This window comes from Sediminicola luteus (assembly GCF_002514735.1).
Taxonomy (GTDB): Bacteria; Bacteroidota; Bacteroidia; order Flavobacteriales; family Flavobacteriaceae; genus HQA918.
Map to the genome: position 1 here is coordinate 898552 of NZ_KZ300476.1, position 14972 is coordinate 913523.

Below are 14972 nucleotides of genomic sequence, written 5' to 3' on the forward strand. Positions count from 1 at the left end.
GGGACGGCCTCGCTTTTTTTACCATATTCTGATTCCATTATCTAAAATCAAACACCAGCTCCATTTGTAAACGCCCCCCGAAAAAGTTGGCCGATCGAAATTGGTTCAGTTGTGACTGCGGACCCAATTCTTCCGTTTTATGAAACTTGGTACCTATAGGGGCTATACCTTGCAAAAAGGATAGGTCGGCATCTGGAAAAGCGGCTTGGGCCTGGCGGGCGTCTTCGGGTTGTCCAGGGGTAAACAGGCCCAAGAACACATCGTCGGTCTTCGCATACACGCTAAAATCGGTTTGATTCTTGGTCTGTAAACGCATCCAATACAGATTGGCATGATAGCCTTTAAATTCGGGGTATTCCCAACCGGAATGACCAGTTTGGGTCTGGTTATATGTTTTATCCCAAATACCAAATTGGGTGCCTTGCATACGGTTTTTCCAAACACGTTGCGGACCTTCACCCATATAACGTAACCCCTTAACCTCCTCTTCAGGAAAACGGAATCCAATACCGGCATAGGGGGTATGCTTGGCCGGCTGATAGGCCACCTTAAGGTGTAATCTGCCTTCGGTATCTAAGCGCCATTCAAAACTATCGCCACTCTTTTCCATTAGGGTGGTTAATTTCCAATGCCCCTCAGCATCTATCCCATAGGTAACCGACTCGGGCTTTTGTTCGGTACTTACGAAAATGGGGCCTTCTGCCAAAGGGATGGTTTTCCCGTTTCGTTTTACCCTTTGAAGTCGCCCATTGGTACGATTAAAACCATAAACCATTTCCCCAGTCGTAACCCTGATTAAATTCCCTTCAATATTTTCTTGTATTGGGGTTGTGCCGCCCGGCTTTATAAATTGAGACCAAGTGGCTTCCGCCTTGTTCACGGGAAAGCTATAAGTAACTATCGTTTGCCCTGTTTTATCCATCACATCAATTTTCAAGAGGTGGTTTTCTTCCCAATTTTGGGGCAGGTCGAGCTCTAACCATCCTATATCTCCTGGGGGCAATGCCTTTTGTTGGTGTGCTTCGGTCACTTGTGCCTCCTGACCTTGGGCATCAAAACGTTTCCAGCTGATTTTAAAATCAACGGTACTCAAATCGGTAAAATGGAAGCGGTTCTCTACCCTAAACCGTCCATCGAAACCTGAGGTCAGGTAGCGATGCTGTAGCTGCACAGGACTCCATATTTTTCTGATGGTATAGAAACTGGCTTCTTTTTCTAGGTACGGACCCAAAATACCATCGGGCGCGTGGTTGCCATCGAGATCAATCTCACCGTTTCTATCGGTACGGGCTATACCCTCATCGGCAAATACCCAGAGAAATGCTCCCATACCTAGCGGATGATCGTAAATTCGTTTCCAATAATCTTCCAGACCGGCCCCGTGACCCCCGTCATAAAGACCATGGAGAAGCTCGGTAGGCATGAAGAGTTTGCGTTTGGCGTAATTGTCCAAGGCTAAGTAACCGTAGTCGGTATAGTGTATGGTGTTGGTCTTTCTAAAACTTTCCCACGGGTGCAATACTTCCCTTTTTTGGATATCGAGGGTTGCGAAATCGTCATCGATGATGGGATTCCAACCGCCTTCGTTCCCATTGTCCCAAAACAAAATAGAAGGGTGGTTTACATCGCGTTGCACCACCTCTTTTACCAAGCGTTTGGCCGTAGCATCGTCGTAAGCGGGCCGTTGCCAACCGGTGAGTTCATCGAGTACGAAGAGACCCAAGGAATCACAGACCTCTAAAAAATGCTTATCTGGTGGATAATGGGACATGCGTACCGCGTTCATATTCATTTCTTTCATCAACTTCACGGCCTGAATACTCAAGGCCTTGGAAGAAGTACGCCCAAAATCTGGATGAAAGGTGTGCCTGTTGACCCCCTTCAATTTCACCTTAGCCCCATTTACATAGAGTCCGTCGCTCTCGCGTAAGTCCACCGTTCTAAATCCAAAGCGTTCCGTTTTTTCATGGAGTAATTTGCCTTCATCTTTGAGTTTTACGGTAACCGTATACAAATGCGGTGTTTCGGATGTCCATGATTTAATATGATAGACTCGGGAACTGATACGAACCGAATCGGAAACTATTTTACCTTGATTGGTATGTACTTGGTTGCCTTCGAGGTCGTGGATTATTAGATTATAGCTATCCGCTTTTTTGAATCGATTCAATAGCATATCGGCCTTAAACGCTCCATTTGCTTGTGCATCTATGGCCAAACGGGAAATATGTTCCTTGGGGCTAACCGCTATATACACCGGACGGAAAATACCACCGAAAATCCAGAAGTCGGCTTTACGTTCGGCTATGTTTATGGACTGGTTTTCCGACATCTTTGTAACTGTAACCTCCAATTGATTCGGTTGGCCAATTTTTAGAAAACGCCCAATATCGTAACTGAATTCATAAAATCCGCCTTGGTGTACTTCCCCAACTTGTTTGCCATTTATTTTGACCCGGGTATCGGTCATGGCCCCTTCAAAAACCAAACGCACCGATTTATCTTTCCAATCTTGTGGTGCCTCGAAGGAGGTTTTATACACCCCCGTTTCCTGAACGCGATCTTGCATGGGATAATGTCCGTAGCGGTATTCGCCATACCCTTGCTGCTCCCAACAAGAAGGCACCTCTATCGTAGACCATACGCCACTTTTTCGGCCCGAAGAAATCTTAAAATCCCAGGTTTTGGTATCGTTGGCCCCGGTACCGGAGAGGTATACGATTTGGGTTTGTTGGGCATGGCTTCCTGCTAAACCCAAAAGAGTTAACACAAGTAATAAAGGAATTCGCATGGATATGAAGTTTGGATTCCATGCTAAAATACGTATTTCTGCGTAAATACTACACAGTAATCATCAAAGGAAGTTACTGAAACTTATACTTGCGATCCATGGCATAACGCAGTAATTCACCTTTACCGGAAAAGCCCAATTTACGGGCCATGTTTTTCCTATGGGTATCTACCGTACTTTTACCGATACTGAGTTCTGCCGAAATCCCTTGGGAAGAAAACCCTTGGCCAATAAGTTCCAAAATTTGCTTTTCCCGGGTAGACAAAACCGACTCCTTGCCCTTTTCCACCACATCGGGCACTGCTATCTCTTTATCAAAATACTCTCCGCCTTTGGCCACGGTTCTTATGGCCTCCTTAACGGTTTCCATGGGGGAATTCTTTAGCACATATCCAGTGGCCCCCGCTTCGAACATTCCCCCAACGGCCTCCGATTCGTCGAACATGGTAAAAGCCACCACTTTAATGCGTTTCGATATTCCTTTGATTTTATGCGTGGCATCTATACCATCCATTATGGGCATACGGATATCGGAAAGTACCACATCGGGCCGTAGTTCGTCTACCATAGCCACCAAAGCCTTGCCATCGTTCACGTGGCCTACCACCTCTATGTCGCGTTCGTGCTCCAAATAAGAGACTATTCCATCTATTAGGGCTTGGTGGTCTTCCGCAATTACAAGTCGTATCATAGGGGGATTTCAATAATGATGGTACTTCCTTTACTTACAATACTATCGATAATATACGTGCCGCCCAAAATTTTCCACTAATAATGAGGCCCCATACCGGTATCGGGCAACTTTTACAAATTATTAGACCGGTATATCGATAATTATTGATGTACCTTGTCCGATGATGCTGTCTACCGTAAAGCTCCCATCTAAAAATTCCACCCTTTTTTCAATACTATGTAGTCCCATACCATCATTGGTATTTGATACTTTATGTATATCGAAGCCCTTGCCGTTATCTTCAATGATAATGTTCAACATATCGTCATGTTGGGTAAGGTGGATGCTACTTTTATCTGCCTCTGCATGTTTGATCATATTGGCCAATAGTTCTTGAATGATCCTAAAGACGGTTAATTCCAAGGAGTTTTCCATGCGTTCTTCCATACCAAAAGCATTGACCTCGATCTCCAAGGCATTGGTACCCGAAATCATCTGGGCCAATTTCTCTACCGCTGGCACCAAACCTTGACTGCCGATTACCCCAGAGTTTTTGGCATGGGCAATGCCCCTTATTTTGGTATAGGCCTGATCCAAAAGTTCTTTGGCCTTGAACAGAGCGGGATCGCCTTCGGCCTTAATATTGCCAAAGTAGAGTTTGACCGTAGCCATTAGGCTGCCCAGATCATCGTGTAGTTCATTGGCCACCCGTTGGCGCTCTTTTTCCTGGCCTTCGATCATGGCATCGATACTCACCAATTCCTGTTCACGTAACAGATTCTCTACCCGTTGGGTCTCGATTTGCACCTGTTGTTCGGAGAGTTTTTTCTTTTTGGAGATATTGTTCACCACAAAATAGGCCAAGGTTGATCCCAATACAAAGATGATGGCTCCAATTAGGGCCATGAGACGTTTTTCTTTTTTCTCTTGGGCAATATCTACTTTAAGTTCATCATTCTCTTTTTGCTTTAATTTGTTTTCATATTTCGCCTCTAGATCTTTTAAAAGATTGGTCTTGTTGTGCCGCTCTTTTACATCTTCTATATCTTTAGCAATCATAAGATTTGCAAACCCATTCTTATAATCACCGTTAATGGAATCAATAAGTGACTGATAATAGTATCTGTAGTGTTTATATGCCCTTTCTAATTTGTTTTTTGCAGGGGTATCGAATTCACTAAGCAAACGCTCCGCTTCAACAAAATCCCCGTTGTAGTATAAATGCCTAGTAAGACCAATAACACTAACCTTGGTTGGGGTCGAAGCATACCCTTCCGGAATCTTACGGTATTCGTCTAAGGCTCTGCTCCCAAAAACAATAGCTTTCTCGTTATTATTTTTTACATGATAATAAGCCGCTAACAAATAGAATATCCTACCATTATAAAAATGATACGGGCTATGCTCCGCAAAATCGAGCAAATCGGCTTCGATAGCCTTGTTCCATCTATCTAGATTGGATACTAGGTATTGAAACCCAAAAATTTGCTTGTAGTATTGTAAATGTATCTGTTCCAAGGCATCATACGCATGGGCCTCAAACAAATCCAAATAGGGTTTAACAGCTTGGCCAGTGAGCAAATAAAAATGTCTGCTTTGATTCAATATTCTTTTTAAAGCCTCACATATCATTTGGGAGTCATCTATTGACAAAGCTAACTCCAGGGCTTTACTGTACGATTCCCGTGCTTCTATATTCTTATCATCGAAGGTGTAAAAAAGATAATCGCCTTGATTAAGATAAAACAAAAATTTACTGAAATCCGTATCGGTTTCCTTATAAACGGCCGTGAATTCTAGATTTTGGGTTTCGAACTGTCTTAAAAAATCCAATTGCCAAGACACCATTCGTTTTTCAAAAGGTGTTAAGGCTTCAAAACTCTGGGGGGAAATATTAAATTCGAATTTGCGTAAATGGTCAACGACCACCGTACTTTGTCCGAAGCCCAAGAGACTCCACAGAAAGCATATAAGTACCGTTTTATTTTGCATTAAGGAATATCACATTGAGAAAATACGGGTTGGCATATGGTGGTCCTATTTTTTTGCTCCCCAAAGTTTTCAAAAGATTGCGGACTATCCGGATCTATACCGGCTCCGAAGAGATCTTTACGTTCAACATGCCCGCCATTCAATAAATCGCGCAACAACATTTCGCCCTGTTGGGTAATATAAACCTCATCGCCATCCCTTTTCATAAAAATTGGATCCACGAACAAAGACTTGTTGATATGGTCTCCATCAAAAATGCGGGAAATGGCATTGGTCACCGGTAAAAAGAACGGTTGGGTCATAATAACATCGCCTTGCTGTAATACCACCCGATCCATGGTTCGGTAATTACGGATTACGTTTTCGGTGTTCAAGGCCTGCAAACCAATATTTAATTTATATTTTTTACGATTGGGGTATCGGGGATCTATATCGGGATCGTTCGCCTCTATCTGCATATCGTTGAGTTCGGCAAATTGCGTAAAGCCCAAAGTAACCTCGCCCTCATAATTTTGAATATATAACTGAACGCGATCTACCTCAAAACCTTCCTTCACTTTTTTTCCCAAGAACTTGGCATAAATTAAAAAGAGGGTACCATAATGCTTATGGGCATAAATAGGTTGCCAATCGGCAATTTGGGCCTTGTCTTCCGGATTTTTAGGATCCATCCCTTCAAAGGTGTTAAAGGCTTGGATCTTTTCATCGAGTTTTAGGGTGTACTTTAAATTTTCATGCATAGTGACGGGATTTTAAATGAATAATGGTATGGTTTTAACATCGGCCGCCCCTAGGCAGACCGGCGATTGTTTTCGATTGTTCTTAAATCCTTCATCCAACGCCTGCTGCAACTCGTCTAAGGTACAACCCTTAACGTTATCCAACAAGTGTAACAGGGTATGGGTAAAGGCTCCATAAAGTATGCCCTCATGAATTCGGGTGCTCGATTTCTGTTCTGCGGTACAACTGGCCAATAGTATTTCATTGTTCAGTTCTTGCCCAAGACCGAATGCACCGGCATAACAACAGTCTAAGACCCAAACCAAGGTGGGTCGCTGTTGCCCCCAGTTCTCAAGGATCAGTGCGTCCAATTCCGATTTGAACACCACCCCATCGCTACAACGAACCCCCATTTTAACAGGTTCACCTGATTGTTGAAACAGCCCACCATGACCCGAAAATACTATATAGGCCGTTTCCATTTTTTCCCATTCGGACATCCATAGGGTAAAAGCCTTTAGAAAATCTTCTTTTTCCAAACCCGTAGTTGGCGTTAAACAGTTAATACGGGAAGGATTGATCTCTAATCGTGATTCAAAATAACCCTTCCAGCGCTGGGCATCGTTAATGGCCGAATGTAATGCACCTGCATTTTTATAGCGATCTATACCTACGACGAACACATTTTTCCTTGGCCCTCTCTTCATACTGCAATTTTGAAAAAAATACCATGCCAGAACATCCCCATTAATGGGTATTTTTAATGGTTTTTATGCTATACGTAGTCACTTTTATACAAAACTTGGGGTCAGACCAAACGTAAATTGGGTAAGCGATAGGGTTCCAATTTCGGGTCAAACGGATCTAATTCGGTAACCAAGATATCCAAGGTATGTATATCACAGACCTTGTAGCGGTTAAAGGTGCCCAATTTCTCCGAAATACTCAACGAGACTACCTTATGGGCCGCTTGGATCATGGCCCTTTTCATTTGGGCCACTTCCCAATCTACCTCGGTAATACCCTTGGCATGATCCACATAACCCGTACCTAAAAAACAAATATCGACCCGTATATCGGAGAGCATATTTATAGAGCTACCCCCCGTGGCCAATTGGGCATCCGGTGACATCTTTCCCCCGATAAAATAAACTTCATAATTATAGGCCTCATTACCTAACAACTCTACCGCCATAGGCAGGCTGGGCGTAAAAAACTTTAAATCAAGATCCGAAGGCAGATGCCGAGCCAGTTCTAAATTGGTAGATCCACCACTAATAAGTACCACATCGCCAGGAGTAAGCAATTCGATGCCCTTTTTCGCTATAATTGATTTTTGATCATGGCCATAGATCTCCCGGCTACGGTCTGCATAAATGGTAAAGCCTTTAGAAACCGCACCACCATGTACTTTGACCAATTTATCTTGGGCGTGTAGCTCTTTTACATCGCGTCTTACGGTATCTATGGAAACCTCGAGCATCACGGCCAAATCGGTAAGTAATACCCGATTGTGCACATGTACCTCATTTAAAATTATCTCTTGTCTCTTTCGCTTATTCACCTCTATTTCTTTTTCCCTTCGCCACCCTCGAAGATATATTCCATTTTATTGAACCCTTTTAGACATTTTCAATTTAAGCGAAAATGTCAAAATGAGTTCATAAACTAATTACAAAAAATAAATGGGATTATCAAGGATATCCGACCGGATTACTAGGAATTGATGCCTTTACCCCAAACGTTGGCCTTTCTTGTGGGTATTATGCCTCCATTTGGGCGAACCTATACGCTGGGAACCATAAATACCGCTATGCCCAGAGCTTAAGTAAGCCATAACACAGGCCAAACCGGTATACACTATACTCTCTGCCCCAAACAACTCTACCCCCATAATCAAACAGGCCAAAGGGGTATTGGTAGCCCCAGCAAAAACAGCCACAAATCCCATACCGGCCAAGAGTCCCACCGGAAGCGGCACCAACCAAACCATAGCACTACCCAAGGTGGCCCCGATAAAGAACAACGGGGTTACCTCGCCACCTTTAAAACCGGCACCTAATGTAAATGAGGTTAATAGGATTTTTATAAGAAAATCGGCTTGACCCATGGGCTGTTCAAAAGATGCTACAATGGTAGGAATACCCAAACCAATGAACTTGGTAGTACCCATCAGATATACTATCAACGCGATTATGGCTCCTCCTATAAAAGGTCGCATGGGCGGATAACCCACGTATTTTTTAAACAAGTTTCCCCAAAAATGCGTGGCTTTGGAAAACAAACGGGCCGTAAGACCAAATACCACTCCTAAGACCAATGTCCAGAAAACACCTTGTAAATCTATATGCGGAACTTCCGATATATGATAATGGGTATGGGCAATAGGCCAAAGATCGGCCACATAATTGGCTACTATCGAGGCCATAAAAGCAGGAAGCAATGCTTCGTAACGCATGCGCCCTATGATTAACACCTCTAACGCAAAAACGGCACCAGTAACAGGGGTACCGAACAATGAAGCAAAACCGGCCCCTACCCCCATGGCCAAAAGTATCTTTCGATCAAGTGATCTTAACCCAAACCAACTACTGAACTGATCAGCAATGGCACCACCCATTTGTACCGCGGTACCTTCCCGACCGGCCGACCCACCAAATAAATGGGTAGCAACCGTTCCTATGAACACCAATGGGGCCATTTTGAGGGGAATAATCTTTTGTGGTTCCAAGGCTTCTTCAATAATCTGATTATTCCCCTTAACCACATCGGCGCCATAATAATGGTACAGTAAACCTACCACTATTCCCGCCACCGGTAGTGCCCAAATGATTACGGTATGGGCTTCCCTATAATCGGTAGCCCATTCGAGAGCCAATAAAAGCCAAGCCGATGCCGAGCCGGCCAACGCCCCAACGACCAACGACAAAAGCACCCATTGCAGTAGTAAGAGGCCTCTATGTTTAATCAAGTCTAAAAATACTTGTGGTTTTTCCATACGCCTAGTCCATACTTAAAGTCTGTTCCCTAGACGTCATCATCCCAATGTTGGGCGGTTCAAGGCAGACATCATTGCCAAAATTCAATGTGCCGCCAAATATACGTATTTCAAAGTAGCTTACAACCCAAGGGTTATATTACCCATGGCTCCGGAAGATGTTATTTTTTTGTTTTTTCGGCAGCCAAGAACCTACAAACAGCCCCTGCCAAAACAGCCCCTGCTATTGGGGCAACCCAAAACAACCACAACTGGGATAGTGCCCAATCGCCAACGAACAAAGCCTGACTTGTACTACGGGCCGGATTTACCGAGGTATTAGTGATTGGGATACTTATTAAATGGATTAAAGTCAGTGCCAATCCGATTACAAGCCCGCTCATTACTTTGGGGGCTTTCTCATGGGTGGCCCCTAGGATGATCAAAACAAAGCCGAACGTGAGCACGATTTCGGCAACTAAGGCGGCAGTAAGATCATAGCCCCCGGGAGAATGGGCACCATAGCCATTCGCGGCAAAACTGCCCATTTCGAAATTCCCATGACCCGAGGCGATAATATAAATTAGTGTTGCCCCTAAAATGGCCCCAAGTAATTGGGATATGATATAGGGTACCACCTCTTTCAGGGGAAACCTTCGGCCTACCCATAGCCCTATGGTTACCGCAGGATTCAGATGGCAGCCCGATATATGGCCTATCGCGTAGGCCATGGTCAATACCGTTAAACCAAAGGCCAATGATACGCCTAAAAAACCTATTCCTAATTCTGGGAAGGCTGCAGCGAAAACCGCACTACCGCAACCACCAAATACCAGCCAAAAAGTACCAATAAATTCTGCAAGAAATTTTTTCATAACCTGGGTATAGTTTCATTTAAATGATTAGCCCGATAGAGCTACATTGACCCAATGTACTAAAAACTAACATACAGGCCCAAGCGCAATCAAAAAAACACGTCATTTATATGACACTTCAGGCAGAAAAAGGACACATAAATATCAAAAACCGGTTATACCGATCTCGGATTCTTGAAAAGTATAAAGTAGTCGTTCTATAGGATCAAGGAGTATGTCGTATCCTTTATTAGGTAGTACCTTCAAGATGGTTTCTTCCCCAGTATCTTTATGTATTTGAATAAGATGAAGGGTCTCTTTATCCTTTGGGGTAAGCATCTGTATATAATCGCGATGGCCTTGACTTTTCTTATACCTTAGAAACACATTCTCAAGATAGGAGCCCACCTCAATGCTATTGATATCGGTCAATTCATCTAAACTGGCCTGATAAGAACGGTAAGATCCGTAGACACTTGAAATACCCGTAGTTAAAAACCCCAAGTCGTTTGATAGAAAGACCTCTCGGACCCCGCTACCCACTTGGTCCATAACAAAACCCAAAGTAGCCTTATAACTATCGTACCCCCTTTTGGCCCAATAGAAAGACTGCGACCAAAAAGAAGGGTTTCCATAAGCTTTATATACTTTATGGAACCTTGGCTCGCCCGTATGTGACATACCCATATATTGGCCATTGGCCTGAAGGAAATATCCCTTATCACGAATCTCAAGCTCAGGTATTGCTTTGCCTAGGTTCAACGAATCTACCGCAATGGGGGTTTGTCCCATTTTTTCTGAAATAAGAAAAAAAGCTCCATTCGAATATACCGGATACTGCTTACGAGCCTTATCGTCCCAAAACCTGAAATACTGTAACTCCAATTTTAGGTTACGTGAAATAAAATCGGTTTTATTAAGCACTAAATCTTCCTTCCATACTTTTTCGCCGGTTTTTAAAGACACCCGATTCGAAAATGAAGGAGTAAGATATAAAACGGCCTCTCCCTCAACAATGAATCGCAAGGGATTTTCACGGGCCGAATACGCAATCTTCACCGGGTCTTTCCAAACCTTTTCCCCTTGGGCGTCAATTAGCAGCATTAGGTTTTCCTGTACTACCAAATACTGGTCTTGAATGGGAATAATCTTTCGGATCATAGGCAAAGGGATTTGGGTTTCCCAAGCCGTTTCCCCTGTTTTGGAATCTAACACCGTAAAACTCCGTTTGGTTATGGCTACCAAACCTTCTTTTTGTAAAGTGAGTTCGGTTATATTTCCTTTTACCTTGACCGTATCTTGCCAAATGGGCTTCATGCTATTTGATGCATACCCCATGACCCTGGTTTCCTCATCCAGCTTTTTTAACTTAAAGTCTTTGCCATACACATAAAGTATCTTCATACTTGGATCTAACCGACAATCGTAAACTTCGTTTTGTTCGGCAAGTATCGTCCCATCTGTAGCTGCAAACTGTATGAGCTTCTTTTGTTTTAGCCAAAACACGTTACCGTAATGGTCTACCAACAATTCCTCTTTCTGTAGTAAAGAACCTTTCAGGTTTTTATAAAACCCGGTATCGTCTAAAAAGGTTTCCCAAATTTTTTCTCCAGTAAATTTATATATGCCGATTGCCGGTTTTCCGTTTTTAATACCATCGACCAAAATGGCTTTTCTTTTGGCCAAAATCTTGGTTTGGAACACGGCCTTATAACCCAACAACTTGGAGTTGAACAATACCTCCCCCCGGGTAATATCTACGATCAAACGCTCTTTACCCTTAGCCTTAACGGTCTGACTTAATATTTGGCTATCGAAGAAAGGTTTTTTGTCGAAAATAACAAATGGGGTCAGCGGAATTTCGCGCATACCCTTAAAGTCGGCTTTGGCTAAACTACTATCTGTCCACGCCAAAGCTTGGGTATGCGGCGATATGGCCCCAACGTAATGATTGGTGCGGAATAAAAGCATTCCGGTTGAACGGTGCAGTGATTTCTGTTTCACCTTAGAAGAAACAGACACATCTTCTTGACCCAAAACGAGTGTTTGGGCCACAAGAAAAACCATCAAAAGGAAAAATCGAATACGCATAGGACTCCATTCAAACCAGCGGTACAGGAAAACGTATTTCAACCTCATAAGCCATCCTACAAGTCATAGGATGTCTAACCATTCAACCTAAAAAGAAATATTATTCCTCTTTTTTACCGCTATTCATCAAAATAAGCAAGGCGGCTACCAAAGCCACACAAACGGCAGCAAATACCCCAATCATAATCACGCCATTGCCCCAGTTTACCAAAGGAACTAATTCTTGAAACATAACACAATATTTAATAGGGCTAAATTAGACCTAGCCCTGAGTTTAAAACATGATAATTATCAGACGGATTTCCCAAAATACACCAGTATAGACCAAAGCACTTCCGCTTTACTAGCTAAACCTTACGACACCTGTCAAGTATCAACGTTTGCCCCGATTTTGAAAAGCCACTTTTTTGGCCATGACCGAACGTTCGGTACTGCCTTCGTAATAGGTTACCGCATCTAACAATCGGGCGAACAAATGGTCGCTTCCCAATTGGTCGATCAAACCACTACTGAACAACACATCACGTGTAGGGCCTATAGCTCCTGAGATATACAGTGTAATCTCTTTTTCCGAAAGTTGCTCTATAAGTTTCCCTAAGGCCTTGGCTCCCGTCGCATCTATATAGTTAATCGCCTCTGCATTTAAAATAAGGGTCTCCGTTTGCGGGTTCGTCTCTAGTTTCTCTTGAACGGCTTTTTTAAAATAACCCACATTGGCATAGTATAATTGGGCATCCAGCCTCAGAATCAAAAGACCTTCTCGTGGGGCCACGGCATCTTTAAAACGATCTACGTTCCTAAAGTAATCGGTGCCCCGAATCTGCGCCAATTGGGCAATATGGGGCCGCGAACTGCGATATACCATCAATATCAAGGAAACCACTACCCCGGCCAAAATACCTTCCGGAATACCTACGAACAAGGTAAAGCCACAAGTTAATAACCAAACCAAACTTTCGTCTTTATGTTGTTTCCAGAGGGTGAAGGCATAATCGATATCCAATAAACCATACACAGAGACCATGATAATAGCCGCCAACACGGCATTGGGCAAATTATAAAACAGTGGCGTAAGGAATAGCAGCGTCAATGCCACCAAGACCACGGCCACCACCGAAGCCAAAGGCGTACGTGCCCCCGCATCGTAACTAATGGCAGAACGCGAAAAACTTCCGGTAACCGGATAAGCTTGAAAAAACGAACCCAACATATTGGCTGATCCCAATGCGATAAATTCTTGGTTCGGACGTACGGTCTCTTCCCCTGATTTCTCTTCCAAGGCCTTGCCTATGGAAATGGCTTCCAAACACCCCACAAAAGCCAAGGTTAGGGCAATAGGCAATAGATCACTTATTACCGCCCATTCGAAATTGGGCATATTAAAGCCAGGAAGCCCTTTTGGCACCTCACCCACCACATGCACCCCATAGGCCTCCAAACCTCCTAAAGTTACGGCCAAAATACCCATAACCACCACTATTAAATGGGCCGGGACCTTGGGTAACCATTTCTTAAAAGCCAAGAGTATTAAAATGGCCCCAATACCCAAAACGAGATCCCAGAGGGTGAGTTGGGACAACTTCGGAAATATATGCCCCCAAATGGTATGCAATTGGTTGCCCCCGAGTACGGGCAAACCCAACAAATGTTTTACCTGACTGCTAATTATAATGAGTCCGGCCGCGGTTGTAAAGCCACTGATTACTGGTCTCGACAAAAAATTTACCAAAAACCCGAGGCGGAAGACCCCTAATATCATTTGAATGGCCCCAACCAAAAAACAGAGTAGGACCACCAGGCTTAAATAGGCTTCAATCGAACTGATGGACATAACACCCAAACCAGCGGCTACCAAAAGAGAGTCCATGGCCACGGGGCCAACACCTAACTGCCTTGACGTACCCAAAAAAGCATAGATAAGCACCGGTAAAAGGGCCGCATATAAACCATATACTGGGGGGAGGCCTGCCACCATGGCATAGGCCATACCTTGTGGTACCAAAAGCACGCCAACGGTTAGCCCACCCAAGGCATCTTGACCTAACCATTTTTTAGGATAGGTAGGCAACCATTCGGTTATGGGGAAAAATCGCTTCACGCTAATACACTGATTTTTACTTCAAAACTTTCTTCGCTGGGCCCGAGCTCCTGAAACCCTTTATGCAGTTCGTTATTTTCAACGGCATAGGGGTAAAAGCTAATAGGTTCTATACAGATCATATTGGGTACTTCGGTCCATAGCATAAACGCGCCGAAACCGTGGGTCTCGATCTTTACCGATTTTTGGTCGTGCAGTACCAAAGTATCACAATCTAGAATCGGGAGGGCCTTGGCCCCGGCTTCCATGACTTCCTGTAGGGAAACACGTGTAGTACCTGCCTCAATATAGGCATTCGCATTTTGTAGTTTAAACGCCGGATGGTACCCCAGCATATAGGGCATATCGTTTTCCCCCGATACGGTAAAGGTTACGCTTAAACCGTTATCCGTAAGGTCAAATGCCTTGGAAAAGGTAAAGTCATAAGGCCATGAGACTTTTTCCAAGGTCGATTTTTCTGGATACTTGCTATTTGGAATCGAGGTATTGGCCAGGTATTCTTTTTGAAATATCGCTTGGCGCTCTGTTTGTTCCTTTAGGGTATAATCCATTTCTCGAAGTAGTCCATGTTGGTCTTGCGGAGCCTTCCCTTTTGGAGTAGTTACCGAAAACCCGGCTGCGGCGGTCGGGCCTATAATAGGGAACATTTCGGTATCGGAATTTCGCCAACCCGGACTGCCTTTTTGATGGATCAATTCGTGACCTTGGACCTGAAAGGAAACCAATTCCCCTGAGTCGATAACGGCCGAAGTTTGGCCTTGCTGTAATCGAACCAT

Annotated in this window: 12 protein-coding genes and 1 riboswitch; all 12 genes read right to left on the bottom strand. The window is 43.8% G+C overall.

Annotation, left to right across the window (positions count from 1 at the left end; all coding sequences use genetic code 11):
* Positions 1 to 37: 37 nt before the first annotated feature.
* The 12 genes from B7P33_RS03670 to B7P33_RS03720 all read right to left on the bottom strand — a co-directional run bounded on the left by B7P33_RS03670 (position 38) and on the right by B7P33_RS03720 (position 14972).
* The gene (locus tag B7P33_RS03670) at positions 38 to 2791 is read right to left on the bottom strand and encodes a glycoside hydrolase family 2 protein (RefSeq protein ID WP_097440580.1); all 2754 of its coding nucleotides are present in this window, start codon (positions 2789 to 2791) and stop codon (positions 38 to 40) included.
* Positions 2792 to 2864: 73 nt separating this feature from the next.
* Entirely contained in the window at positions 2865 to 3482 is a 618-nt protein-coding gene (locus B7P33_RS03675; protein WP_097440581.1) for a response regulator, read from the bottom strand.
* A gap of 123 nt (positions 3483 to 3605) precedes the next feature.
* A complete protein-coding gene (locus tag B7P33_RS03680) occupies positions 3606 to 5456 on the bottom strand; it encodes a sensor histidine kinase (RefSeq protein WP_097440582.1) in 1851 nt (616 codons plus the stop codon).
* Positions 5456 to 6196 (bottom strand): hypothetical protein, encoded by a 741-nt coding sequence (locus B7P33_RS03685; RefSeq protein WP_097440583.1) that lies wholly within the window; start codon positions 6194 to 6196, stop codon positions 5456 to 5458. The genes B7P33_RS03680 and B7P33_RS03685 overlap by 1 nt, the downstream gene beginning before the upstream one ends.
* Positions 6197 to 6208: 12 nt before the next feature.
* Entirely contained in the window at positions 6209 to 6883 is a 675-nt protein-coding gene (locus B7P33_RS03690) for a caspase family protein (protein ID WP_097440584.1), read from the bottom strand.
* A gap of 101 nt (positions 6884 to 6984) precedes the next feature.
* Positions 6985 to 7740, bottom strand: a complete 756-nt coding sequence (locus tag B7P33_RS03695; protein WP_097440585.1) for a DeoR/GlpR family DNA-binding transcription regulator — start codon at positions 7738 to 7740, stop codon at positions 6985 to 6987.
* 168 nt (positions 7741 to 7908) lie between these two features.
* Entirely contained in the window at positions 7909 to 9174 is a 1266-nt protein-coding gene (locus B7P33_RS03700) for a voltage-gated chloride channel family protein (RefSeq protein WP_097440586.1), read from the bottom strand.
* A 23-nt stretch (positions 9175 to 9197) separates the two neighbouring features.
* Positions 9198 to 9262, bottom strand: a riboswitch (Fluoride riboswitch).
* A 73-nt stretch (positions 9263 to 9335) separates the two neighbouring features.
* Positions 9336 to 10028, bottom strand: a complete 693-nt coding sequence (aqpZ, locus tag B7P33_RS03705; RefSeq protein WP_097440587.1) for an aquaporin Z — start codon at positions 10026 to 10028, stop codon at positions 9336 to 9338.
* Positions 10029 to 10172: 144 nt separating this feature from the next.
* Positions 10173 to 12098, bottom strand: a complete 1926-nt coding sequence (locus B7P33_RS03710; protein WP_172435844.1) for an outer membrane protein assembly factor BamB family protein — start codon at positions 12096 to 12098, stop codon at positions 10173 to 10175.
* A 100-nt stretch (positions 12099 to 12198) separates the two neighbouring features.
* Positions 12199 to 12330, bottom strand: coding sequence for a hypothetical protein (locus B7P33_RS19725; RefSeq protein WP_262508016.1), 132 nt, complete (start codon positions 12328 to 12330; stop codon positions 12199 to 12201).
* 141 nt (positions 12331 to 12471) lie between these two features.
* Positions 12472 to 14196: a SulP family inorganic anion transporter gene (locus B7P33_RS03715; RefSeq protein ID WP_097440589.1), complete on the bottom strand. Its 1725-nt coding sequence runs from the start codon at positions 14194 to 14196 to the stop codon at positions 12472 to 12474.
* Complete coding sequence (locus B7P33_RS03720) at positions 14193 to 14972, bottom strand: aldose 1-epimerase (protein ID WP_097440590.1); 780 nt, start codon at positions 14970 to 14972, stop codon at positions 14193 to 14195. Before B7P33_RS03720 ends, B7P33_RS03715 begins: the two co-directional genes overlap by 4 nt.

What these genes read in the sequence shown, in the direction of transcription:
- B7P33_RS03690 (WP_097440584.1), bottom strand. Translation starts at nt 6,883, where the DNA reads ATGAAGAGAGGGCCAAGGAAAAATGTGTTCGTCGTAGGTATAGATCGC.
- B7P33_RS19725 (WP_262508016.1), bottom strand. Translation starts at nt 12,330, where the DNA reads ATGTTTCAAGAATTAGTTCCTTTGGTAAACTGGGGCAATGGCGTGATT.
- B7P33_RS03700 (WP_097440586.1), bottom strand. Translation starts at nt 9,174, where the DNA reads ATGGAAAAACCACAAGTATTTTTAGACTTGATTAAACATAGAGGCCTC.
- B7P33_RS03670 (WP_097440580.1), bottom strand. Translation starts at nt 2,791, where the DNA reads ATGCGAATTCCTTTATTACTTGTGTTAACTCTTTTGGGTTTAGCAGGA.
- aqpZ (WP_097440587.1), bottom strand. Translation starts at nt 10,028, where the DNA reads ATGAAAAAATTTCTTGCAGAATTTATTGGTACTTTTTGGCTGGTATTT.
- B7P33_RS03680 (WP_097440582.1), bottom strand. Translation starts at nt 5,456, where the DNA reads ATGCAAAATAAAACGGTACTTATATGCTTTCTGTGGAGTCTCTTGGGC.
- B7P33_RS03710 (WP_172435844.1), bottom strand. Translation starts at nt 12,098, where the DNA reads ATGCGTATTCGATTTTTCCTTTTGATGGTTTTTCTTGTGGCCCAAACA.
- B7P33_RS03720 (WP_097440590.1), bottom strand. Translation starts at nt 14,972, where the DNA reads ATGGTTCGATTACAGCAAGGCCAAACTTCGGCCGTTATCGACTCAGGG.
- B7P33_RS03675 (WP_097440581.1), bottom strand. Translation starts at nt 3,482, where the DNA reads ATGATACGACTTGTAATTGCGGAAGACCACCAAGCCCTAATAGATGGA.
- B7P33_RS03685 (WP_097440583.1), bottom strand. Translation starts at nt 6,196, where the DNA reads ATGCATGAAAATTTAAAGTACACCCTAAAACTCGATGAAAAGATCCAA.